This window comes from Alkalimonas cellulosilytica, assembly GCF_036325985.1.
In the GTDB taxonomy this organism is placed as follows: Bacteria; Pseudomonadota; Gammaproteobacteria; order Enterobacterales; family Alteromonadaceae; genus Alkalimonas; species Alkalimonas cellulosilytica.
The window spans coordinates 234,262-258,745 of sequence record NZ_JAUHLI010000001.1 but is presented as its reverse complement, the minus strand read 5'-3'; the positions used below and the strand labels follow the sequence as shown (position 1 = coordinate 258,745).

Here is a 24,484-nt window from a genome sequence, read left to right as displayed (position 1 = left end):
ATCTCCTAATTGGCCTGGCCTACCACGCTGACAATACGAATTTGTTTGTCATCCGGAATTTCCTGATAGGACAGAACTCGCAACCCTGGAATGGTGTACTTCACAAATCGTGCCATCACAGAGCGTAAAATACTTGACGTTAGTAAAATGGCAGACTCGCCACTCAGTTCCTGATTTTGACTGGCATCCTGCAGGGATTGCTGGATACGTTCAGCTAGCCCTGGTTCGATACCACCGCCATCATTGCCGGCAGCCTGCATTGACTGATGCAGCATTTGCTCCAGCTCCGGGGCAAAGGTAATAACCGGTAACTCTTGCTGACTGCCCGCAATCTCTTGCACAATCAAGCGACGCAAGGCAATGCGACAGGCTGCCGTCAACACATCAACATCCTGACTCTTGGCACCGTACTCCACCAATGTTTGTACCAGGGTTTTCATGTCGCGGATCGGCACCCCTTCATTCAGCAGGTTTTGCAGTACTTTCACCACAGTGGTCAATGGCAGAGTTTCCGGTACCAGGCCTTCCACCAGTTTGGGGGAGGTTCGTGCCAGCATATCCAGCAAGTTCTGCACTTCCTCATGTCCGAGCAAACTAGCGGCATTGTTGGTGAGAACCTGGCTTAAATGCGTAGCGACTACGGTCGCAGCATCTACCACGGTATACCCCAACGTTTGCGCGTGTTCACGTTGCGATTTGGCAATCCATACCGCTTCCAGGCCAAAGGCTGGATCCCGGGTGGCAATGCCCTTAACCGTGCCAAACACCTGGCCTGGATTGATTGCCAGCTCATGGTCATGCCGCAGCTCAGCCTCACCAGTGGTCACCCCCATCAAAGACACCCGGTAGCTGTTTGGCTCTAAGTCCAGGTTGTCACGGATATGCACTGCAGGGATCAGAAAGCCCAGCTCTTGCGATAGCTTTTTCCGAACACCTTTGATGCGGGTCAGTAGCTCTCCGCCCTGCGATTTATCCACCAAAGGTATTAAGCGATAACCCACCTCCAGGCCAATGGTATCGACCGGTTGCACATCATCCCAGCCGATCTCTTTCATGGGTTGAGCTTCCTGACGACTATCCGGCTCAGGCCCACGGGTCACCAGTTCTGCCACTTGTTGCTGCTCTTTGCGCTGCAGGAAATAGGCAACACCACCTATCAGCAGCGCCAGCGAGATAAATGAGAAATGAGGCATACCTGGCACAATGCCCATCAACAACAGCACGCCAGCCGCAATAAACAACACCCGGATATTGGCCAACTGACCGGTAAACTGTTTGCCCATATCCTCGGAGCGATTCTGACGGGTAATGATGATGGCGGTACCGATGGATAACAACAGTGCTGGGATTTGCGCGACCAGACCATCACCAATGGTGAGCAGGGTGTAGACTTCCACCGCCTGGCCAAAGCTCAGACCATGCTGAATCATGCCGATAAAAAGCCCACCAATCAGGTTAATGGCCAGGATCACAATGCCGGCGATAGCATCGCCTTTGACAAACTTACTGGCACCATCCATCGAACCATAAAAATCCGCTTCTTGCGTCACTTCATCCCGACGTGCACTGGCCTCTTCCTGGGTAAGCAGACCCGCATTCAAATCCGCATCAATCGCCATTTGCTTGCCTGGCATCGCATCCAGGGTAAAGCGGGCGGTAACTTCAGCAATCCGGCCAGCACCCTTGGTAATCACCACAAAGTTGATAATGATCAGAATAAAAAATACGACCAAACCAACCGCATAGTTGCCACCGATGACCACAGAGCCAAAGGCTTCAATCACTTTACCAGCCGCATCACCGCCTTCATGTCCTTCCAGCAACACCACCCGGGTACTGGCGACGTTCAGAGCCAGGCGCATAATAGTTGCCACCAGCAATACCGTTGGGAAAATACCAAAATCAAGCGGCCTTAGGGTATAAATGGTGACTAAAAGCACCACCAATGCGAGCGCAATATTGAATGAAAACAATACATCCAGCAGAAAAGGAGGTAACGGCAACACCACCATCGACAAAGCCGCCATAATCAAAAATGGCGTGCCCACTCCTTTCAGGTGGTTCAACTTGGTGCGATCGAATCGATTGAAATAACTGGCTAACTGCATGCTCGTCCCAACAAAATTTTGGCGCTATCAGGACAAAAGCAAAAAATGCTCCAACTTGTCGGAAGCTCACAAATCCTTTGGAAAATGGCAGTAAAAACAGTTATTCGTAGAAGTAATCGCTTGGTATTGGCAGCTCTTTGCTTAGCTTTTGAGGCCGCTTACCACGTCCTTTAACAAAGAGGTTCAGTTGATACACATAAGCCAGCACCTGAGCCACGGCTGAAAAGAGTGCATCCGGGATCGGGCGATCTAACTCTGTGGTGTAGTAAATCGCCCGAGCCAGAGCGGGAGACTCTACCAAGGGCACTTTATGCTCTTTGGCAACTTTACGAATTTGCATGGCAATCATATCAATGCCTTTGGCCACCACTACGGGGGCTCGATCACGGCCTTGCTTGTAACGAAGCGCAACCGAGTAATGGGTCGGGTTGGTCACAATGACATCGGCCGAAGGAATTTCCTGCATCATCCGTTTCATTGACATCTGCATCTGAGTGCGGCGGATACGGGCTTTCACTTTCGGATCCCCTTCCATGTTTTTATGCTCGTCTTTCACTTCCTGCAGCGTCATCATCAGCTCTTTGTTGTGCTTCCAGGCCTGATAAGGCGCATCCACCAGGGCGATAATAATCACACTGCAGCACAAGCCAAAGAACATCCAGCCGAGGATCCATAGCGCATCTTCAATATTGTTCGGTGCACTCATCACAGAGAGCGTCATAATGTCGCGGAAAAATAAACTGAGCAGGCCAAGTGCCATGCCGATTACCACCAGCACCTTTAAAATACTTTTGCCAAGCTCGACCAGTGCTTGCATGCCAAACATCCGCTGAAACCCTTTGATTGGGCTCATTTTGCTGGCTTTGGGGCCAGCCGCCTCCCAGCTGAAATTAAAACCACCCAGCAAACAATTGCCCACAAAAGCAGCGACTAAGACAAAGGAAAAAATAATCAACATGGGTGGCAGCAATAACTGCATAATCTCGCCCCAGGCGGAAAACATCGACTGGCTATCAAAGATATCTTTGGGCTGTAAGGTAAACATACGCTTGCCAATCGTCAGCATCCTGCCTGCCAGCATGGGGCCAAATAAGAGCAAAGCCACTGCACTGCTGATCAATACAAAGGCTGTTCCCAAATCTTTAGAGCGGGCAATTTGGCCTTTTTTGCGGGCATCCTGAATCTTTTTGGGGGTGGGCTGTTCGGTCTTTTCACCACCACTGGAACTTTCGGCCATAGCTGCTCCTTAACAACCAATAACTCGGCAGGTGTAATCCAGCGTCAACTGCCACTGAATGCCGTAATGAATAAGGAAGGTATCCAGCGTTAACCACAGGATCAACAGACCCGATAACATGGTAATGGGGAAACCAATGGCAAAGATATTCAGCTGTGGTGCCGCCCGGGTCATGATACCAAACGACAGATTGACCACCAGCATGGCGATAATAGGTGCCAGCGTAATCGACAACGCCGTGGCAAACATCCAGCCGGCAAATTCCATAATTTGCCAAATCTGCAAGGCTGACCACCAGGCATCCACAATCGGCAGCGTATCAAAACTCATCACCAGCATCTGAATGGTGATCAGGTGGCCATCAAAAATAAAAAACAACAGGGTTGCCAGGATCAGGTAAAACTGACCAATAGCAGGGACACTGACACCGCTGGCCGGGTCCACCATAGACGCAAACGCCAGACCACTTTGGGTCGCCAGTACCTGACCGGCAATGATAAAGGTATTGATAAAAATCAATGTCATAAAGCCAATGGCAAAGCCAATGGTCACCTGCTGCATCACTTGCAGCACCATCTGAAATGACATCAGCTCAGGATTCGCCACCGGTGGGATCACCGGCATAATCATCACGGTTAAAGCGACCGTCAATAACACGCGGATCCGCATCGGCACATTGCGGGTACCCAAGCCTGCCATAATCATAAAGACACCGCTCACCCTGGCCATCGGCAGTAAGAAATCGGCCAGGGTTTGCATAATCAGGCTCAGGTGAAATTCCATAACCGGCCCTGCTCAGCCAACCACAGAGGGAATGCTAAGAATTAACCCTTCGGTGAAATCCATAATCACCCGGGTTAGCCAGTGGCCACCAAAAATCAGCGCCAGGATGGTTACAATCAAGCGGGGTAAAAAGCTCAGGGTTTGTTCGTTGATGGAGGTGGCCGCCTGAAATACAGCCACGATCAGGCCAACAAACAGCGATGGCAGAATAATGGCACTGACCAGTAAAATCACAATATAGAGCGCATCGCGCAGCACATCGACAAAGACCTCAGGGCTCATGTTAAGTCCCCAATCCAAAACTGGTGGCCATGGTCCCCATCACCAGGATCCAGCCGTCTACCAGTACAAACATCATTAATTTGAACGGCAACGAGATAATCATCGGCGATAACATCATCATACCCATCGCCATCAGCACACTGGCCACCACCAAATCAATGATCAAAAAGGGAATAAACAACATAAAACCAATCTGAAAAGCCGTTTTTAGCTCGCTGGTGATAAAAGCCGGAATAATCACCGTGATTGGCAGATCCATCAAGTTATCGACTTCCTCTACCCCGGCAATACTGGCAAAGGTATCCAAATCACGCAGACGGGTCTGGTGCAGCATAAACTCTTTGAGCGGGATCATGGCCTGCTGCACGGCTTCGAGCGAGGTTTTTTCTTCAGCTAAATAAGGTTGCAGCGCCTGATGATTGATTTCATTTAATACCGGCGACATGATAAAAAAGGTAAGAAAAAGGGCGATACCAATCAGCAGTTGATTCGAGGGGGACTGCTGCAAACCGATAGCCTGGCGTAAAATGGCCAACACCACAATAATGCGGGTAAAGCTGGTCATCATAATCACCATCGCCGGGATAAAGCTCAGCGCGGTCATGATGGCGAGCACTTGCAGCGTTACGCTGTACTCTTGGGAACCATCCGGGTTGGTGGTAACACTGATGGCCTGCAGGGTGCCGACATCAGCAAAAACAGCAGGGCTAAGGCCAAGCGCCAGCAACACCAGAATAAGTCGCAACATAGAGCATTTTTACTTTTTCATCCACGATTGCAACTGACTATGAAATTCTGATGCCAACTTTTCTTCCGGTAAGGGTTCATTGAGCTCAAACAGGAAATTTATTTGCTGGGACGTCACCCCTAAAACCCGCTGTTTTCCTTGTATTTCAATAACTAACAACCTCTCTTTTGGCCCAAGCGGAATGGTAGTAATTACTTTCATATGCTGGCTGCCAGGAATGCGCAGTGTCAATTTTTTGAAGGCCCAGCCCAGCATCAACACCATCAAGATCACAAATGCCAGAGAAATGACGATTTTACCCAGGGAAAGACCTGAGCTCGAACCAGCCCGGCTTAAGGTCTGATCGCCACCGGCTCTGTCCTGGCCAAAGCGGTAAGGCGAACTGCCTGACTCTTGTGCTGCTGACGGTTCAGAGGCCTCAAGCAAAGGTTCTGCAACCAGCTCTGCAGTGCTCTGAGTTTCGAGTTGCGTAGCAGCCTCAACTTCCGGCTGTGGCTCCGGTTCACTGGCCAACAAGCTACTGCTAAGCAGCAAGGCAACCCAAAGCGGATAGACGAGAACCCGACGCATTAACGCAGCTTCTTGATGCGTTCTATCTGGCTAATCACGTCGGTCAAACGGATGCCAAATTTATCATTCACTACCACCACTTCACCATGAGCGATTAAGGTGCCATTCACCAGCACATCGAGTGGCTCACCCGCCACCCGCTCCAGCTCCACCACGGATCCCTGGTTCAATTGCAGCAGGTTACGGATGCTGATTTTGGAGCGCCCTACCTCCATCGAAATGGTAACAGGAATATCCAAAATGGTATCAAGCTTCAGTTTGTCCTCACCTGAGGGCGGGGCGTCTTCTTTTAACTCATCCAGCTCCACCGCGGTAGCCCCGTCGGTGCCTTCAGCTTCTGCCATGGCAGCAGCCCAATCGTCCATGGTTTCTTTATCATCAGCCATTGTTTAATCCTCTTTGCGCGCCGCCAAATTCAGATCGGCTTCCAGTTCGGAGATATCGGCGTCACTATCCAGCCTGCGGCCGCCTTTGGTAAAGACATGCAATTCAGACTTGACCGACTCCGGTCGTTTAATTTTCTCAATGATTTTGAGCGCCACATTGTCACGTGAACGGCCCATCTTCGCGCGGTAGGTTGGCAAATCTTCAATCAACACGGTAATATGCTCTGGCAACTCCACCGGAATAATATCACCCGCTTTGAGCTCCATCACTTCTTTTAGCGTTAAGTCGACATCCAGCATCTTGGTGGTTAAATCCACTTCAACATCCATGATCTCATCGCGCATTGCCTTACTCCAGCGCAGATCGGTGTCTTCCTTATCACTTTGCACCCCGGCATCCAGCAGCTCCCGGATCGGCTCCAGCATCGAATAGGGCAAAGCCACATGAAAATCACCGCCGCCGCCATCCAGCTCGATGTGAAACGAACTGATCACCACCACTTCGGTCGGGCTGACAATATTGGCCATGGCCGGGTTAACTTCTGAGTCCAGATATTCGAATGACACATCCATCACCGGTGCCCAGGCTTCTTTGTAATCCTCAAAAATCAACTTCAACAGCATCTGGATTATACGGCGTTCAGTAGGAGTAAACTCCCGACCTTCGATTTTGGCATGGTAACGACCATCGCCACCGAAGAAGTTATCGACCAAAATAAACACCAAACGGGCTTCCATGGTAATCAGGCCGGTGCCTTTCAGCGGACGAAAACGCACCATATTCAGGCTGGTTGGGACAAAGAGCGTGTGAACGTACTCGCCAAACTTGATCATCTGCACACCGTTGATCGACACTTCAGCCGAACGGCGCATCATGTTAAACAAACTAATACGCATATGACGGGCAAAACGCTCGTTCACCAACTCCAGGGTTGGCATACGACCACGAACGATCCTGTCCTGTGAGGAAAAGTCGTACTCGGTTGCAGACCGACCGGAGCCTTCCCCCCCTTCGTCGATTTCTTCTTCTTCAATGTCATCGACACCATGTAATAAGGCATCGATTTCATCTTGTGACAATAAGTCCGTCACGGCGCTACCCTTTTATTGCATCACAAAACCGGTGAAAAGGACTTCTTCCACCACCACTGTCCCGGTGACTTTCAACAGCTCTTGCTGTAAATCGCTCAAAGCTTTATTGCGTAAACTCTCTTTGCCTGCTGCTGTGACCAGATCATCGGCATTGGCGCTGCTAAAAGATTGCAGCAAAGTCCCTTCAATAAGCGGTATGTGCCGCTTCGCCAAGGTATCGTTGTTGCTACCACGCACCAACAGTTGCACGCGGATTTGCACCAAACGATCCCGAGAGCTGCCTGGTACATTAAAAATAAATGGCCTGGGCAAAGGCACGTAATAAGCAGTACCTGTTGGCGCTGCCGGCGTACCATCTGCGCTGACTGCGGCACCCGGACCAGTTGCAGTAGATCCGCTATCATCCGATGAAAACAGCAGCAGTACAGCAACCACGGCAATTAGCAAAATAACAACCGAAGCCCCAATCATAATCAACAGCTTTTTCTTGCCGCTGCCTTCCGCTATTTTCAGCTCACTCTCATTCGCCATGCCAGACCTCATTCCTGCTCATTTGTTTGCTATTGTGAACGCAGACTGGCCGAATCGCAATTCGAGGCCATGCAAAAAACCCGTTCAGGCATAATAATCCACCAGCCGGTTGCTGGGTTTTGCCACCGGTAAACGCTGCTCTTGCATCGCACTAGTATCATCTTCGTTCATGCCATTGCCCCCTGCAGTTTGCTGCTGTTGCTGCTGGCCCGGTTGCTGCTGGGATACCTGCCCATCTGCCAGCTCAATGCCTTGCTCACCCAGCATGTCACGAAGCTTCGGTAATTGCTCTTCCAGAATCTCTTTGGCATGGGCTTGTTGCACAAAAAACTGCACGCTGGCCTGATCCTGCTGCATGCTAACCCGAATGTGCATGCTGCCAAGCTCCGCCGGATCAAGCTTGATCTCAGCACTGTGCACCGAATTTCGCACCATCATCACCAACCGCTCGCGCAACTGACCCGATGCATCCGCTGCCAGTAAATTCAGTGGCTGCCTCAATAGCTCACTTACCGTTGGCGATGGGCTGGCAGGCTGAACAGCCGCGCTGCCCTGGCTTTGAATCACTTGTGCGGTACTGGCTGCGGTTGCCAACGCCGAAGAGGCGCTACTTTGCCCTGCGCCCACCAAACTGCTGACAGACTGGCTGTTTAATGCTCGTTGCTGGAATTCTTCACTCAGCACATGCTCAGGCTCCGGAGTAGCATCAAAACGCTCAGCGGCCGCTTTGCTTTGCTCCGACTGAGCTTGCTGCATGGCACTGAGCATCGTATTCGCCATGCTTTGCTCTTTTTGTTCACCTGATTTTTGCTCCCCTGATGGGGTTGCCGCCTGAGCCACCTTGATCTGGGCATCGGCTCGGGCTTGCACAGCCGCAGCCAACGTTTGCATCGGACTAATGTTATCAGAGAATACCCCGCTGGGTTGCAATGGCGTAGCAGTGCCTTTATCGCCCTCTTGCTGCAGTAACTGCAAGATGCTATCCGTCTCTAGGCTATTTGGCTCAGGCTTGCTTTCACCACTGCTATCGTTTGTGGGCGCTTTTCGCTGAGTGGATACTAACAGCTCGCCACTCGTCAATGATTTGGCCATACCTTCAGCGATCGCCTGTTCAGCCACTGATGCAGCTTTACCTGTCAAAGTGGTCTTTGCATCCGGCAAACTGTCAGTGGCGTCTGATTTTGTCAGTTCGTCAGCAGTGGCATCAATCTTATTACTGATGGTATTGACGAGCAGACTGTCGGCACTGCTTGTCTTAGCATCGGCTTTCATCGCAGGCGCTGCTGTCTCGGCGGTTAGCTTTGAGGCTTCAGCTGTTTTTACAGCTTTCTCCGTGACTAAGATATCGGCAGCAGCATCCGCTTCCCTCTCATTGCTTGCATTCTCTGAGGTGATGAGGCTCTCAGGGCTTGATTTAGCATCTGCTGCTGCAACGCCTCCAGTTTCACTAATCAGCCCAGAGCGCACCTTTGGCGCTGCGCTAGCCGCTCCGGGCTCACCAAGCTGAGACCCAGCCTTCTTTAGTACAGCCTCCTGAGCATCCTCCTCCTGAGTATTCTGCTGCTCTGATGCAGCCTGCTCTAGAGTGGCACGAAGCTGTTGGAGTAGCTCTGACTTTGCATCCAGACTTTCTTTGCCAGCCAAGCCATCAGGTTTCGAAGATACAGCTACCAAGGTAATACCAGCTTTTTCCTGCTGCCCGGCACGAATAATAGCCAGCCAGGCTCTGGCTGCATCTTTTTCATCCGCGGTGCTTTGCTCATCCGTTAGAATGGCTTGCAATGCCTCAGAGTTCACCGCTTCAGCTGGCACAGTGTCTGTTAGCGAAGTCCCTGCGGCAGCTTTTTGCCGTTCTGTCAGTATCAATGGCTGCTCACCGGCTTCAGCCAACTGCATTGCAAATGGCTGAGCTTCGGTGGGGGAAGATGTCTCTAAGTCAGAAGCTTTCGCTGCTAAGCTGCCACCAAGCTGCAAGGGACTAGCCGCCATCAAGAACATGTGTAATGCATCTGCCATGCATCGTCTCCTTACAACTTCGGTTAATTGGGGTGGTAAACGTAGGAACCTATTGTCTGGTTATTCAAAATCCGGGCCAAAATGATAAGAAAATGGTGATTTAGTGTGGCGACTGTCGACGAACGAACTGCTGCATTGCCACTTCATCCTGCAGCAGCTGCTCAGTGCGAGCGGCCTTTTTCATGGCGTGCTGCTTTTGCTGCTCCAGCAAGTACTCCAGCGCTTTGCGCTTTTTTTGCATCGCCAACCATTGCTGACGTCGCTGCTCCAGCACCGCCTTAGCTTGCTGAATTTGTTGGGCCTGTTGCTGCAAAGCTAAATCCAGCTTAGCGATAAAGCTGACAAACTGATTGTACTGCCGGCTTTGTAACCCCATGCTGCCTTGCTGCTGGCTCTGTTGAATGTAATCGGTGCGATAATCGGCCAACCCCTGATACTTCTGCTCTGCTTGCCGGGTAAATTGCAGGGCCTGCACAAAGTTAGCCTGCAACTTTTCTTCGCGCTCCAACTGCACTTTAACCAGCAGTTCCAATTGTTTATTGGCCATACCCAATTACCCTGTTGCTTTGGCTTGCGCCGGTAATGGCAGGATACTGGTCAGTGCCTGCAAGCTTTCATCATAAGGCACCACCTCTTTCATCCCCTGCTGCAAAAAGCGGTTAATGGCAGGCATCAACGCCACGGCTTTGTCCAGTAAGGGATCACTGCCTTTGACATAAGCGCCAATGGCGATTAGATCCTTACTCTGGCGGTAACTGGCGTACAGTTGTTTTAATTGCCGGGCCATCAGTTGGTGTTCCATGCTGGTCACTGCCGGCATCACCCGGCTGATCGACTGCTCAATATCAATGGCCGGGAAATGACCGCTATCGGCCAGTTGCCGTGACAGGACAATATGGCCATCCAAAATAGCGCGGGACGCATCCGCAATCGGATCCTGTAAATCATCGCCCTCAGACAGTACGGTGTAAAAACCGGTAATGGAGCCTTTACCAACAGCACCATTGCCAGCTCGCTCAACCAGAGCGGGTAATTTGGCAAAGACAGAGGGTGGATAGCCTTTGGTTGCCGGAGGCTCGCCAACAGCCAGTGCGATTTCACGCTGAGCCTGGGCATAGCGGGTAATGGAGTCGATCAACAGCAATACATCCAGCCCCTGATCGCGAAAATACTCGGCAATCTGCACGGCAGTTTCACAACCTTTTAAGCGCATGACCGGGGATACATCCGCTGGTGAAGCTACCACCACAGCCCGTTCACGGCCTTCTTCACCTAAAATATCATCGATGAACTCTTTGACCTCACGGCCCCGCTCACCCACCAGCCCAACCACGATGACGTCAGCGCTGGTGCCACGTGTCATCATGCCAAGCAACACACTTTTGCCGACACCACTACCTGCAAATAACCCCATCCGCTGGCCTTTGCCCACGGTAAGGGCGCTATTAATGGCTCGCACCCCAACATCCAGCGGAGTTCTGATTGGTTGGCGCTGTAAGGGGTTAATCGGTGTTTTGCGCTGACGGGCAAACTCAGTCGCGACAATAGGCCCTTTGCCATCCAGCGGCTTACCAGCACCATCCACCACCCGGCCAAGCAACCCCATGCAAAGTGGCACCCCTTGCTCATGCAAGACCGGTGTCACTTTGGCTCCAGGTACCACCCCAGAGATATCATCTTTTGGCATCAGAAAAATACGGTCGCCCGCAAAGCCCACCACTTCGGCCAGCAGGACCCCTTGCGCCGTTTCCACTTCGCAGCTTTGACCAATGCCAGCACTGCATCCAGTGGCTTCCAGTGTGAGGCCAACCACCCGCACCAATTGCCCCGACACCGATGGTCGGCTGTGGCGAATATACTGCTGCTGACGACGGAGCCGCTCGGCCAATGATAAGGTCATGCTGGAGGATCCTCTGTACTATCATCTTTAGCGGTATCGTCTTTGGTTGTATCGTCTTTGGTTGTATCGTCCTGACTGATATCGTCTTGGGACGGCTCCTGGTGTATAAAGTGGGCTAAAGCCGTTGCTAAGCGTTGCTCTACCGTGCGATCGACACTGGATTGTTCGGTATCAAGCCGACAACCACCGCGGCTTAATGTCGGCTCTGCCAGCAACTGCCAACCTCGCTCACTGAGCGCTTCGGCACTGTAGTGCTGGTGCACAATGGCCAAATCATCCGGGTGCAGCTTGATCTGTACCTTGCCATGGCGAAGCGGCAAAGCATCCATCGCCTGTTGCAAGGCACTGAGAATCACCTGCTGGTTGGTCTGGACTTCGGTTTGCAGCACGGCTTTGGCCATTGCCAATGCCAATGCCAGCAGCTCCTGCTCCACTTGCTTATCAAGCTGTTTCAATGGCTGCTGCATTTGGTCCAGTAGCTGCTCCAGCGCCTGAAATTGCTGTTCGCTTTGCTGCTGCCCCTCGGCAAAGCCAAGTTTTTTCCCCTCGGCCAGCCCTTGCTTCACGCCATCTTCCTGACCTTGCTGGCGCCCTTCTTCGTAGCCTTTGGCGAACCCATCTTCTTTACCTTCCGAGAAGCCCGCTTCATAGGCCTGCTGACGCAGCTCTTCCATCTGCTCAGCAGTCAGTGGCTTGATGCTCACATCTTCTTCATGAGCCGGCTCAGCTGCATCGGACGCTTTAGGTTCAGGCCTTACTTTATTCAGCGCATTGGTTTTTTCATACTTACGCATGTCGCTTGAAAGATCAGGGCTTGGCCACTCTTTCAACTGCTCCAGGGTACTGGCATCCGGTGAGAATGGCCGCTTATAACGGAACTGATCTGAGCTCATAGCCAGTGCCGCTGTGCAGAATTACAGGAAGTCATCGCCACCACCACCACCAAGCATGATCTCGCCCGCATCCGCCAGTCGCCGTGCCGTCGCCAGAATTTCTTTTTGCGCGGCTTCCACATCACTGACACGAACCGGCCCCATCGCCTCCAAATCATCGCGCAGCAATTCGGCTGCACGCTTCGACATATTGCTGAAGATTTTTTCTTTCAGGGCATCATCCGCACCTTTTAACGCCTTCATCAGGATGTCTTGTTCCACTTCACGCAGCAGTGTCTGAATGCCCCGGTCTTCAACATCAATCAGGTTTTCAAACACAAACATCAGATCCTGGATTTGCTGCGCCATTTCTTCGTCATTTTCCCGGATAGAATCCAGCAACTGCCCTTCAATATTGGTATCCAGGTAGTTCAGAATGTCGGCAGCCGCTTTCAGGCCGCCCATCTTGGCGGTTTGCGCACCAGCCTGGCCAGCGAACTGTTTCTCCATGATTTCATTCAACTCTTGCAAGGCTGCAGGCTGCACTTCTTCCAGGTTGGCAATACGCATGGTGAGATCCAGCCGTACTTTCTCTGAGAACTGCGATAAAATCTCAGCCGACTGCTCCGGGGCCAGATACGACAAGACGATGGTCTGGATCTGCGGGTGCTCATTACGAATGATATTCGCCACCTGCTTGGAGTCCATCCACTTTAACGAGTCCAGACCCTTAGCACTGCCGCCCAGTACAATCTGATCAATCAGGTTGGCTGCTTTTTCTTCACCCAGCGCCGCGGTCAAGGCGCGCTTAATAAACTCTTCGCTCTGGAAGCCTATGGTGCTGAAGTTCTGGATCTGCTCGATAAACAGCCGATGCACCGCAGAGATTTTTGCCTGATTCAGATCGGTCATCTGCGCCATCGCAGTACCCACTTTTTGCACCTGTTTTGGTTCCAGGTGTTTTAGGATCTGGGCAGCATCTTCTTCCGATAAACTCAGCAGCAAAATCGCAGCTTTTTCGACGCCATCGAGCTTACCAACATCAAAGCTTGGCTTGTCATTATTCTCAGTCATCTTCTTCCAGCCAGTTTCTGACCACCAGGGCCGATAATTCCGGTTCATTCGCGACTAGAGCGCGCACTGCTTTCAGTAAATCTTCATCACCATGCAAGTCTGGCAACATCAGGGTGCCATCCTCAGCAAAGCCAACGGCTGTTTCATCAAAGCTGGATTTCAGCATATCAATGGTGTCATCACCTAAATCCAGACCTGAACCCAAGGCATCTTCATCATACGCATCCTTGGTATCTTCAGGATAGATCAGTTTACGCAGCATCGGCCGCACCACCGACAAAATCAGCACGATGATAACCAGGCCCGCAATCAACAAACGGGTCAAGCGCAAAAACCACTCTTCCTGGTAGAAATAAATGATTGGTTCAGCTTCCAGCTCCGTCCTCATAAAGGGTACTGATACCACTTCAATGCTATCACCGCGCTGGACGTCGTAGCCGATGCTGCCTTGCAATAAACGACGAATATTGCTCAACTCAGCCTGGGTTCTGGGTTGCGGAACCATCTCGCCTTGCTCATTCGGAGCAAGTTTATAGTCCACAGCCACAGACACGCTGACCCGACGGATCACACCCGATTGCTGCGAGCTGTGGCTGATGGTGGTATCCAGTTCAAAGTTGCGCGTGGTTTCACGGTGATTACGGCCAGGCACTATGGGAGTGGCTCCACCACCGGTTGCTTCCTCCGGAATAGCCGAAGGCATCGGCGGCTGATTGGATAATGCCCCAGGAATACCGCCACTTAAACCACCTACACTGCTTTCTTCAATGCTCATTTCACTGCGAATGGCCGGTAAGTCCGGATTAAAACGTTGCTGAGTTTGCTCTAGTGTGGTGAAGTCCATCACTACATCAACCTGGGCCGTGTAATTGCCAATCCCCAGCACCGGCATCAGGATGCTGTCAATACGTTGACGGTACTCATCTTCCCGTGCCCGCTCCAGCTCGTATTCCCGCCGCTTTCTGGCAGAAGCCATGTCCTGTGAGCCGCTGTTAAGCAGGCGGCCATTCTGATCGGTGACCGTGACTCTGGAAGGATCCAAGTTCTGGACGGCTGAAGCAACAATATCGACAATCGCGTCTACTTCGCTGTCACGAATTACCCGACCACCACGGGCCGTAATCAATACCGTAGCCGAAGGCAAACGTTCACGGCGGGCAAAAACATTCTCCGGCGGGATGGCCAGCAACACTCTGGCTCTGGATACACTTTGCAGCTCTTCAATGGTGCGTGCCAGCTGCTGTTCACGGCTATGCTTTAAGCGCTCAGACTCAAGTCGCTGACTGACGCCAAAACCACTGTCCTGCATCAGAATATCGGTACCGGATGAGGGTTCCTGCGCTAAACCCGCCCGAGACATGCCAAGGCGTATGCTTTGGAACTGATCCTCAGGCACAAAAATCACATTGCCATCCAGCCGGTATTTCACCCGCTGACTGTCAAGATGGTCCAGGGTTTGAATAAGCTCTTCGGTGGCAAAGGTACCGAGCGGTCGCATTTCCGGCTGGCGGGCCCATAAAATGATCAACAGCGCAATCGCCAGACAAATGGTCAATGCAATAATCATGGTAACCTGACGCAATAAGTCGGTACCACCCAGATTGCTTAGAAAGCCTGACTTTTGTTCTTGTTGATCACCGGAGTTAAAATCGTCGCCGCTTAACGCCAGTTCGGTGGATTGATTCTCTGCCACAGCTTACCCCTTAGCTCTTACACCGGCATCGTCATAATTTCTTTGTAGGCTTCCACCACTTTGTTGCGCACCTGCACGGTGGCTTCAAAAGCAATGGAGGATTTGGAGGCAGCGATCATGGCTTCCGCGATGGTGACATTGCCAGTTCCCAGTTCAACATGGTCACGCAACACTCCCGCCTCTGTCTGCAATGAATTGACCTGGTTAATCGCTCCCTTGAGCATGGCGCCAAAGTCACTCTGGCTGGAGCTGACACCTGAGACAGCATGGGGCTCAAGTCGTTGCACTGTCAGAGCCTGCTGCGGGCCACGTGCCTGCTGTGCCATGGCTTGCATCTGACTGTACAGCGACACTCCCGGACCTTTGATTTGCATGACGATACCCTCTGTCAAAAAAATGTTCTTCACAGAGGTAAAGCATAGAGCGTGCCATATTTAAATTGATGGGAATCAACAGACTACGGCGTTACATCGGTCAAATTCGAAACCACTGGCGCTTACCATAGGTCAATGAGCGCCAGAGCCACTCCATTGGCCCAAAGCGGTAGCGTTGCAGCCACCAGCCACTCAACCAAAGTTGAAAGCCATAAAGCAACAAGGCCAACAAGGTTGCCGCAGCACGGCCCAGCTCACCATAAAACCCAAAGCCATAGCCGTAAAACAGCAGGGTAAATACTAAGGAGTGCAGTAAATAATTAGACAGCGCCATGCGGCCAGCTGGCGCCAGCCAGCCAATCACGCGGCTTTTATGCAGGGACAGATTCACCAATGTCGCCAGGTAAGCCAGGCACAGCGCCAGATTCGACAGGTTTTGGCAGGTCATCAGCACCGCATTACGGATACTCGGGGCCACCATCTCCACCTCAGTGCCATAGAACCCCCACACCAGCGCTAATGGCAGCCCAATGCCATACCCCAGCCACATCAGCCGCCAGAAAAACTGCTTGTGCTGCGCCGGATCCGACAAAACGCCAGTGCGCGCAAGCCCAGCACCCAGCAAAAAAATCCCCAGGATCATTGGCACAAAAATCATCAACGCAGGGCTGATGTACATGGCCTGAAACTCATAGAGCCGCCACTGCACCAGTTGCCAATACCCACCGGTTGCGTAAAGCAAATCTCCCCGGGCGATATCTGCCAGCAACTTTTCTTTATCGGCGGCAAAACCAGCTTCGAGTTTTGCAGCTTCCTCTGGCACCTGCATCGCCATTTCAAGGGCCAAAGTCCCAAGCCAAATCAGCAGAATAGGCATCAGCAATAGCACCGCAGCCCAAGTACACAATCGCTTTACTGAGGTATTCACAAAGAACAACAGCAAAAACCCGACCAGGGCATACAAGTGCAGTATATCGCCGCTCCAGATCAACAGCAGGTGCACCACACCAATGGCCAGCAGCCCCCACAAACGGCGACGAAATAAGGCAGTGGCCGCCGCCCCTTTTTGCCTGGCCCGGTCAATAAACACAATAAAACCAAGGCCAAACAGCAAGGAAAACAGCGTATAAAACTTGCCCTGAACAAAGGTAAAAGACAACCAGGCCACCGCATAATCCAGCCCGCTTTGCTCGGAGTTAAACCCCAGCATCAGTGCCTGAATAGGCCGCTGAAAAAACTCGATGTTCATCATTAAAATGCCAAAGAGCGCAAAACCACGGATTGCATCCAGGACCAGCATGCGCTCAGCCAGTGCTACTGGGCTGGGGAAGTCTGTTGTCGGGGTTGTCATGATAGTAGCCAATCCATGCAGGGCTGCCGGCCAAAGGGTTCGGTGTATTGAAGATAGCTTAGATTTGTTGGAAGTAAATAGGGTAAAGGTTCGAACCGGGACCGCCCTACTCGGCAATCAGAGGAGATGTCTTTGAGTAAAATGCAGCTAGGTTGAGCTGCTATTTCTTCGTACTAGGTGCAGATCTGAAGGTGGTCGTATTGCGTGAAAAATTGCAGCTCACTGTGTGCCAGTGACGGCACTGTTTTAGCCAATAATGCGTTCGGGTTGAACCACAGACACGTGCAATCATCAATGGGGTGTTGGGATGGCTCACTTACCAGGCTTTGCGTATTGCCCCACTGTGGATCGCACCAAAACCCATCCGTCGCACACACAATCTGGCTATCGTCACGTAGATCGAATTGAAAGTACTCAGGCTCAAAAGTACGATGAAGCTTTAAACACCGCGTCAAGATATGCCGGCCCGCTGAAAACTTGAGCTCGTCTGTAAAGGGTGCAAAAACATTCGCCGCGGTATGAACGGGCGAATGCCAATTCAGAGCCCCTCCTAGCACATAGCCCATTCTCACATCACCGGCACAATACCCCCACACTCGCTGCGTATTGATAAACGCCACCGTGATACTGACACATCCCCCGTGGGGCTGCTCATTAAGCTTTCCAGCAAAGCATTGCAACGTGTTTAATAACGAGACTGGTGTTGTAGTCAGTTCAGAGCGGGCTATCGCATCATCGACAGAGGCTTTAAAGGTCGTTAATAACATTTCTTTTGGTAAGGGGCGTAATGTTGAGATATCAAACATTGCGAGCAACAAGAGATCTTTAAAGCGAAACATCACCGTCGCATCGTCATAATGCGGTTGAGCAGATCCCGGCAACGCGATAAAACCTTCAGGCTGAGCGATATTTGCTGCGCTCATAAACAGGCCTCAATGCGCTCAAAAATTAGCGATTCCCGCGCCCTATTGTTCCCTGTCGCACTTTGCACGGCATACTCAAAGTTTGCATCTTCAAGCAGCGCTTGAAGCTGAACTCGAATAAAGTCTCTAAGCTCCCCGTCAACCGCGTTGATCTCAGCAACAATTTCTTCGCGTCCATCAAAGATATTAATCAAATCCTCAATATCGTGACTGGATAACGCATCACCGCTCCCTCGCCCTAAATACGCCTCAAGCTTGGTGGCCACAAAATAAACTGGATCCACAAGCTTAATAGTAAGCGCCTCGGTCAGCGTAAAATCCCGGGCCGTTGCCATCGCATCACGATACCAACGGTTGCTGAACCCAAGAATGCTGGCATCATCCGGCATAAAGTCGACTTTAAGCTGCCCGAGCATCATTGTGCAAATAACATCCTGCTCCATTGACTCACGAAAGCCTAATTGCCGCAAGCGATCAGCGAGTTGAGCCCAGGCACCAAAACTTCCAGCATGCACAATTAAGTCAACATCATCGGTATACCTAACCTGCTCTTTGGTGAAGTCGTCGGTTAGAAATAGCCCGGTGGTACACCCGCCGATAAACACGACCTGGGGTAGCAATTCATTCAGAGCAGTGGCCACCTGGACTAACATCTCTCTTTGGAAATTGATCTTATTCATGAGCTTACCCGCAACAGTTTACGCATCATATCGATAGCAATACTGCGCTCCCTTGAATGGCCTATCCGAACAGCATCTGTCAGCGCCAATAGCGCGTATGTTAAATCATCTGTTCGAATGGCGGCGAAGATGTTTTCGTGCAAAGGCTGAACGGCCACACCTTTAGTCTGCCCTTTGTAATAAGGCCAGATGGGTGCAAGCTCGCCAGATGTCATTAACTTACCTTGCAGAACCGGCGCAGCAATGGATGTGGCAATCCCACGTGTAACTTCGCCTTCTTTTGCTGGAAAAACGTATTGGATACCGTATGCGATAAATTCAAGCAGTGCCCGAGTGTTGGCTTTGGGTAAGCCTGTTTTACGATCAGCTTTTGCCAAGCCGACGTCAAACATCCGTTTCAGACTTAAGCTAACTTGAGATTTGCTGATCCCCGAGTCCTGCTCTAAGGCTCTTACGGAAAAAAGACTTTCAGTGAAGGCTGCAGGTGGAGCATCGTTATGCAGAAGTTCATCGCCCAGCCAATCGATAGACGAAGCATGTGGTACAAGCAAGTCTACATTATACCGATTGGGATTGATCCAGCGCTGTGTGAGCGACTCTATTTTGAAGAGCACGACAATATCTTGACTTTTCATTTTCACCACCAACTGGAAGTCCTACGTCCTAGGACGCGGGACAACTTTGAATTATGTACAGTAAAAAGTCAAGACTTAATTCTTTGTACTAAGTCATAGCGTCGGAACGACTGCCAACTTAACAGAAAATTTTTTCCAGAACTTCCGGTGTGATTCAGTGCCGGTGGTCATGGAAAGTCAATTAATGAGTCAATCAAAGAATATCAGAAAGCTGTTTAAGAGCCTGATTCAGGGGTTTAATATTCTGAGCTTTTTAAACAGTAAGCAATCGGTTATGAACCGCATGGATGTGATTCAGGACATGATCGATGCCCTGCCACCAGCAGAGCGTAGAGAAGCCCAGTCACTGCTATTCAGTGCCAAAGAACTGGCCTACAGGATGGATGAAACCGGTCAGGAGCATTATGAAGCCATCACCCTGCTACTCGATGCAGCTGCACACTGCGCATCCCACATCAGCGCCCACGATGCAAACACAGCACTAATCATCACAAAAGCAAAGAGCAGGTAACTCCTGCTCTTTTCTCAAACTACCCTGCGATCTGGATACCTGGCATTTCTCAAACTACCCTGCGCAATTTCTCAAACTAATCGCGCGGCACAGCCCTGCTCCGCAGTCAAACAAAAACCCCCTAGCTCGCGCTAGGGGGTTTTTGTTTGAATATGGCGAGGGAGCCTCTCGAAGAAAGGCCTTAACAATCTAACTTTAAAGGCATTTTAAATCTCATTAGTTGCAGGAACCCCCAAAAAGACCCCTTAAACTAGCGCTTTTGTCTGCTTTGTGCAGACTGCTCCATCACTTTACGCTGGGCATTGTTGGCTTGCTGCAGCACGGATAAAAATACCTTACGCTTTTGCTCTTCAGTTGCATTTAGAAAAAAGTCAGAGATAGATTCGAATTTCCGTTCTGTTGTTACTGTGTTTTCTTCACCTGTATTGTTCATAATCAACCCAGCTATGCTGATTTCGATTCAATCAACTAATTATTGACTTCGCACCGTTGTACAACTAAAGTAGTTACTAACACGACCCCGGCCTCTTGGTTGCTTGCAACTTACGCTGGGGTTCTTATTTTGAATCCCACCAATCCAACCAGTTCGCAGCAACACCAACACTATTCAAAGATAGCTTTTTATCAGAGTATTGCTCTGGAAAGGTCAATAAATGTCGCTGTAATCTCGCGTTCCACTCCGTATTCGGGCAAATGCACTGCATAAACTGGCGTGTTATAGCTAACAACAGAAAAGGCTTACTCAATAAGTCTTCGTTTCTTCGAAATGACGCGTACCACGGTGCGTCATCAGCTGCAGGTATGCTTGGTTTTGTTGTGATATTACGATTCCACAACCGGCTATGATGCGCTACTAAGTTCCTTAAATAACTCAGAGCGAAAATCCAACTTTTAAACACCTGCCAATCTGCCACACAATATTTTTCTGCGATGGTTTGCTGATCTTTCATCTTCATCATGCTGATTAACTGCGATAAAGCACCAAAATCGAATACCTCCACCGCAACCCAAATTGGCAATTCAGGACCGTGCTTAACCAAGTAATGGCGCACAAAATCTTCTTTAGACCGGCTTACTAACCCTTGATATTTATCCAGCCAAAACTCCCAAGCTGTTTTGTTGCTGCCTCTCATCGGTTTGCGCACAAAGCTTGGGTGAAATTGCTTAACATCAACATGCGCAAAGGTTCCACGTTTTCCAAGCAAGTAAGCAATATCAACACGAAGTGACACCTCAATTCGCTCTAGCGCATCAGTAAGCAACAAGCGTAACTTTTTATCAAACAAATACAGATTAACCGCATCAATAAACTGGGTGTTATCGACAAAATCGTTCTGCGCTTTAACCTCAGTCAAACCTGTTGCAGGGCATTGCTCTGGCCTAAAATGACGAAACGGATACCAATAGGCACTTAAACGGTAGTAGCCTATCCGCTGCAAATAATCTAAGGCTGCAGCATCGTCAGTAACTACCATACCTCGCTGTTTGAGTTGTTCAAGTTGTTGCTGAAAACTGAGCCATGGACGGTTATAAGCCATATATGGTCGCCCTTATTATGCAATCTGGTAATACAGTCATCAAACCCACTCTTCCCCAAGCGCCTCTGCTTGCTGCAATACCAACTGCACTGCATCATCTGCCATATCCGGCGGATACTTGTACTTACGCAGGATGCGCTTCACCATTAAGCGCAGGCTGGCGCGGACGCTTTCGCGTTTGCTCCAGTCGATACTGATGTTCTTGCGCAGGTTGTCGGTGAGCTCGTGGGCGATTTTCTTCAGTGTTTCATCGCCAAGCTCCAATACGGCAGCCTGGTTGTTGACCAGGGCATCGTAGAACTTCACTTCATCGTCGCTCAGGCCCAGGTCGTCGCCTCGCTTGGCGGCTTCGCGGAATTTCTTCGCCATTTCGACCAGCTCTTCCATCACCTGCGCGGTTTCAATGCTGCGGTTTTGGTAGCGGGACACCACGTTGCTTAATAGCTCAGAGAATTTCTTTTGCTGGATCACATTGCTGGCAAAGCGGGTTTTAATTTCGCCTTCCAATAACCGCTCCAACAGCTCCACCGCCAGGTTGCGCTCGGGCAGGTTGCGCACTTCGTTTAAGAAGTCATCATCCAGCAGGCCGATGTTGGGCTTTTCCAATCCGACGGCATCAAAAATATCCACCACTTCATCGGATACCACCGCCTGGCTGATGATCTGGCGTATGGCATGTTCTTTTTCTTCGTCACTGCGTTTTTTCGCGCTGATGTCGCGCTTGGTCAGCATCACTTTGATGGCTTGCAAGAACGCAACTTCTTCACGCACGGCTTTGGCTTCATCCAGGGTGCAGCACAGGCTAAAGGCTTTGCTCATAGCAAGGGCGGTATCGGCAAAGCGCTTTTTGCCGTCTTTGATCCCCAGCACATGGTTGGCAGCACCGGCAATCAGTTTGTGGCTGCTGGTGGCAAAGTCGCTGTAGTCAAAGCCATGCAGCATGCCGCGCAGCACATCGAGCTTTTCTTCCAGTACCGACCAGGCTTCGGCTGCATCCACCGTCGGCTTACCACGGCCATTGCTGGCGGTGTATTCTTTCAGGGCCGCTTTAAGCTCGTTGGCAATGCCAATGTAATCCACCACCAGGCCGCCTTGCTTGTCTTTAAACACCCGGTTGACCCAGGCAATGGCCTGCATCAGGTTGTGGCCTTTCATCGGTTTATCGACATAGAGGGTGTGCACGCAGGGAGCATCGAAGCCGGTAAGCCACATATCGCGCACTATCACCAGCTGCAGCGGATCTGCCGGATCTTTAAAGCGTTTTTCCAGCCGTTTTTTCACCTGCTTGGGGTGGATGTGTGGCCGCAGCAACGCTTTGTCACTGGCTGAGCCGGTCATGATCACTTTGACCCCTCCCTTTTCCGGGTCATCATCATGCCATTCGGGCCGTAGTGCCACAATTTCGTTGTACAGGTGCACACAGATCTCACGGCTCATCGCCACCACCATGGCTTTGCCCTGCTGTGCCGTATTTCGCTCTTCGAAGTGTGCTACTAAATCCTGTGCCACCTGCCGAATACGCGGCTCGGCCCCTACAATGCGCTCCAGCGCTGCCCACTTGCTTTTCAGCTTGCTCTGCTGTGCTTCTTCTTCGTCCTCGGCCAGCTCATCGACATCATCGTCAACTTGCGGCAGCTCGTCTTGTTTCAAGCTGAGTTTCGCCAGGCGCGATTCGTAGTAAATGGCCACGGTAGCGCCATCTTCTTTCGCCTGCTGCATGTCGTAAATGTGGATGTAGTCGCCAAAGACAGCGCGGGTATCCCGATCCTCGCTGGATACCGGCGTGCCGGTAAAGGCAACAAAGGTGGCATTGGGCAAGGCATCACGCAAATGCTGGGCATAGCCAACCTGAAACACGTTGTATTTGCCGGCCGTTTCAGCCGCTTCGTTCAACCGCTCTTTTACTTTGATTTTGGCGTCAAAGCCATACTGGGTGCGATGCGCTTCATCGGCGATCACCACGATGTTGTGCCGGGTCGACAGCACCGGGAATTTGTCTTCATCCGCACCCGGGGCAAACTTTTGGATGGTGGCAAACACAATACCGCCCGAAGGACGGTTGCTCAGTTTTTCGCGCAAGTCTTGGCGGGTATCCACCTGCACCGGTTGCTCGCGCAGTAAATCCTGCGCCAGCGAAAACACACCAAACAACTGGCCGTCTAAATCGTTGCGGTCGGTGATCACCACAATGGTTGGGTTTTCCATCGCCGCTTCTCGCATCACCCGCGCAGCAAAGCAAGTCATGGTGATGCTTTTACCACTGCCTTGGGTATGCCATACCACCCCGCCTTTGCCTTTTTGCTGGGCCTGCACATCGCTACGCGAAGCGGCAACCACTTGCTGAATGGCCGAACGCACGGCATGAAACTGATGGTAACCGGCTATCTTTTTCACCAGCGTGCCGTCGTCTTCAAACAGCACAAAGAAGCGCAGGTAATCCAGCAGGTACTCGGGGGCAAAAACACCATGCACCATGGTTTCCAGTTCATTGAACTGCCCCAGCGGATCCAGGTTTACACCATCAATGGTGCGCCACTGCATAAAGCGTTCAGCATTGGCCGAGAGCGAACCCATACGCGCTTCCGAGCCGTCGCTGATTACCAGGATTTCGTTGTACTGAAACACATCGGGGATTTGTTCTTTGTAGGTTTGGATTTGATCAAAGGCTTTCCAGATGTCGGCATGCACATCGGCCGGGTTTTTCAGCTCAATCAGTACCAGTGGCAAGCCGTTGATAAACAGAATGATGTCTGGCCGGCGCGAGTGCTTCGGGCCTTTAAGGCTGTATTGGTTGACCGCTAAAAACTCATTGCTGCCGGGGCTGTTTTCCCAGTCAATCAGCCGGACAAAATCGCCCCGGGTTTCACCGTCTTTTTGGTACTGCACCGGCACACCGCCAAGCAGTAGGTTATGAAAGCGGCGGTTGGCGGATAACAGCGCCGGTATGCCCAGCTCTTTTAACTGGGCGATGGCGTCATCACGGGCAACCAGAGGGATATGGGGGTTAAGTCGGGTAATGGCCGCGCTCAGGCGATCCAGCAGCAACGGCTGCACATAGTCGGTACGCTCGGCGGTCGGGCCATCAGGGGCGATGTCGTAGCCATTTACCGGCGTGTAGCCAACCTCGCTTAACCACCCCAGTACTTCCTGTTCTAACTGGTCTTCTGTCATGCATCGTCC

General features: G+C 51.2%; 24 protein-coding genes. 1 reads left to right on the top strand and 23 read right to left on the bottom strand.

Annotation, left to right across the window (positions count from 1 at the left end):
* Window positions 1-5: 5 nt before the first annotated feature.
* The 20 genes from flhA to QWY20_RS01105 all read right to left on the bottom strand — a co-directional run bounded on the left by flhA (window position 6) and on the right by QWY20_RS01105 (window position 19,255).
* Entirely contained in the window at window positions 6-2,108 is a 2,103-nt protein-coding gene (flhA, locus tag QWY20_RS01200; RefSeq protein WP_330127208.1) for a flagellar biosynthesis protein FlhA, read from the bottom strand.
* 100 nt (window positions 2,109-2,208) lie between these two features.
* On the bottom strand, window positions 2,209-3,345 hold the full coding sequence (gene flhB / locus QWY20_RS01195) for a flagellar biosynthesis protein FlhB (RefSeq protein WP_330127207.1): 1,137 nt from the start codon (window positions 3,343-3,345) through the stop codon (window positions 2,209-2,211).
* Window positions 3,346-3,354: 9 nt separating this feature from the next.
* Window positions 3,355-4,128 (bottom strand): flagellar biosynthetic protein FliR, encoded by a 774-nt coding sequence (gene fliR / locus QWY20_RS01190; protein ID WP_330127206.1) that lies wholly within the window; start codon window positions 4,126-4,128, stop codon window positions 3,355-3,357.
* 12 nt (window positions 4,129-4,140) lie between these two features.
* The gene (gene fliQ / locus QWY20_RS01185) at window positions 4,141-4,410 is read right to left on the bottom strand and encodes a flagellar biosynthesis protein FliQ (protein WP_091341823.1); all 270 of its coding nucleotides are present in this window, start codon (window positions 4,408-4,410) and stop codon (window positions 4,141-4,143) included.
* Between the two features lies 1 nt (window position 4,411).
* Entirely contained in the window at window positions 4,412-5,158 is a 747-nt protein-coding gene (gene fliP, locus QWY20_RS01180) for a flagellar type III secretion system pore protein FliP (RefSeq protein ID WP_330127205.1), read from the bottom strand.
* 9 nt (window positions 5,159-5,167) lie between these two features.
* Window positions 5,168-5,728: a flagellar biosynthetic protein FliO gene (gene fliO / locus QWY20_RS01175; protein ID WP_330127204.1), complete on the bottom strand. Its 561-nt coding sequence runs from the start codon at window positions 5,726-5,728 to the stop codon at window positions 5,168-5,170.
* Window positions 5,728-6,114, bottom strand: a complete 387-nt coding sequence (fliN, locus tag QWY20_RS01170) for a flagellar motor switch protein FliN (RefSeq protein WP_330127203.1) — start codon at window positions 6,112-6,114, stop codon at window positions 5,728-5,730. The genes fliO and fliN overlap by 1 nt, the downstream gene beginning before the upstream one ends.
* Before the next feature lie 3 nt (window positions 6,115-6,117).
* Window positions 6,118-7,206 (bottom strand): flagellar motor switch protein FliM, encoded by a 1,089-nt coding sequence (fliM, locus tag QWY20_RS01165; protein ID WP_330127202.1) that lies wholly within the window; start codon window positions 7,204-7,206, stop codon window positions 6,118-6,120.
* 12 nt (window positions 7,207-7,218) lie between these two features.
* Window positions 7,219-7,737 (bottom strand): flagellar basal body-associated protein FliL, encoded by a 519-nt coding sequence (gene fliL, locus QWY20_RS01160; RefSeq protein ID WP_330127201.1) that lies wholly within the window; start codon window positions 7,735-7,737, stop codon window positions 7,219-7,221.
* Window positions 7,738-7,821: 84 nt separating this feature from the next.
* Complete coding sequence (locus tag QWY20_RS01155; protein ID WP_330127200.1) at window positions 7,822-9,753, bottom strand: flagellar hook-length control protein FliK; 1,932 nt, start codon at window positions 9,751-9,753, stop codon at window positions 7,822-7,824.
* Window positions 9,754-9,853: 100 nt separating this feature from the next.
* Window positions 9,854-10,300 (bottom strand): flagellar export protein FliJ, encoded by a 447-nt coding sequence (gene fliJ / locus QWY20_RS01150; protein ID WP_330127199.1) that lies wholly within the window; start codon window positions 10,298-10,300, stop codon window positions 9,854-9,856.
* Between the two features lie 6 nt (window positions 10,301-10,306).
* Complete coding sequence (gene fliI, locus QWY20_RS01145; RefSeq protein ID WP_330127198.1) at window positions 10,307-11,653, bottom strand: flagellar protein export ATPase FliI; 1,347 nt, start codon at window positions 11,651-11,653, stop codon at window positions 10,307-10,309.
* Window positions 11,650-12,546: a flagellar assembly protein FliH gene (gene fliH / locus QWY20_RS01140; RefSeq protein WP_330127197.1), complete on the bottom strand. Its 897-nt coding sequence runs from the start codon at window positions 12,544-12,546 to the stop codon at window positions 11,650-11,652. Before fliH ends, fliI begins: the two co-directional genes overlap by 4 nt.
* Window positions 12,547-12,567: 21 nt before the next feature.
* On the bottom strand, window positions 12,568-13,599 hold the full coding sequence (gene fliG, locus QWY20_RS01135; RefSeq protein ID WP_330127196.1) for a flagellar motor switch protein FliG: 1,032 nt from the start codon (window positions 13,597-13,599) through the stop codon (window positions 12,568-12,570).
* A complete protein-coding gene (gene fliF / locus QWY20_RS01130) occupies window positions 13,592-15,292 on the bottom strand; it encodes a flagellar basal-body MS-ring/collar protein FliF (protein WP_330127195.1) in 1,701 nt (566 codons plus the stop codon). Before fliF ends, fliG begins: the two co-directional genes overlap by 8 nt.
* A 17-nt stretch (window positions 15,293-15,309) precedes the next feature.
* A complete protein-coding gene (fliE, locus tag QWY20_RS01125; protein ID WP_330127194.1) occupies window positions 15,310-15,666 on the bottom strand; it encodes a flagellar hook-basal body complex protein FliE in 357 nt (118 codons plus the stop codon).
* Between the two features lie 100 nt (window positions 15,667-15,766).
* Window positions 15,767-17,017 carry a DUF418 domain-containing protein gene (locus QWY20_RS01120; protein ID WP_330127193.1) on the bottom strand — a complete coding sequence of 417 codons (1,251 nt, stop codon included), beginning with the start codon at window positions 17,015-17,017 and terminating at the stop codon, window positions 15,767-15,769.
* Between the two features lie 173 nt (window positions 17,018-17,190).
* Entirely contained in the window at window positions 17,191-17,940 is a 750-nt protein-coding gene (locus QWY20_RS01115) for a hypothetical protein (RefSeq protein WP_330127192.1), read from the bottom strand.
* Window positions 17,937-18,620, bottom strand: a complete 684-nt coding sequence (locus QWY20_RS01110; RefSeq protein WP_330127191.1) for a hypothetical protein — start codon at window positions 18,618-18,620, stop codon at window positions 17,937-17,939. The genes QWY20_RS01115 and QWY20_RS01110 overlap by 4 nt, the downstream gene beginning before the upstream one ends.
* Window positions 18,617-19,255, bottom strand: a complete 639-nt coding sequence (locus QWY20_RS01105) for a hypothetical protein (RefSeq protein WP_330127190.1) — start codon at window positions 19,253-19,255, stop codon at window positions 18,617-18,619. The genes QWY20_RS01110 and QWY20_RS01105 overlap by 4 nt, the downstream gene beginning before the upstream one ends.
* 157 nt (window positions 19,256-19,412) lie before the next feature.
* On the opposite strand from QWY20_RS01105, the gene QWY20_RS01100 reads away from it, so the two are divergent.
* Window positions 19,413-19,766 carry a hypothetical protein gene (locus QWY20_RS01100; RefSeq protein ID WP_330127189.1) on the top strand — a complete coding sequence of 118 codons (354 nt, stop codon included), beginning with the start codon at window positions 19,413-19,415 and terminating at the stop codon, window positions 19,764-19,766.
* Window positions 19,767-20,016: 250 nt separating this feature from the next.
* On the opposite strand, the gene QWY20_RS01095 is transcribed toward QWY20_RS01100, so the two are convergent.
* From QWY20_RS01095 to QWY20_RS01085, 3 genes are all read right to left on the bottom strand, one after another.
* On the bottom strand, window positions 20,017-20,199 hold the full coding sequence (locus tag QWY20_RS01095; RefSeq protein ID WP_330127188.1) for a hypothetical protein: 183 nt from the start codon (window positions 20,197-20,199) through the stop codon (window positions 20,017-20,019).
* 124 nt (window positions 20,200-20,323) lie between these two features.
* Window positions 20,324-21,304: an Abi family protein gene (locus QWY20_RS01090; protein WP_330127187.1), complete on the bottom strand. Its 981-nt coding sequence runs from the start codon at window positions 21,302-21,304 to the stop codon at window positions 20,324-20,326.
* A gap of 39 nt (window positions 21,305-21,343) precedes the next feature.
* Window positions 21,344-24,475, bottom strand: coding sequence for a type I restriction endonuclease subunit R (locus tag QWY20_RS01085; protein ID WP_330127186.1), 3,132 nt, complete (start codon window positions 24,473-24,475; stop codon window positions 21,344-21,346).
* Window positions 24,476-24,484 lie beyond the last annotated feature (9 nt).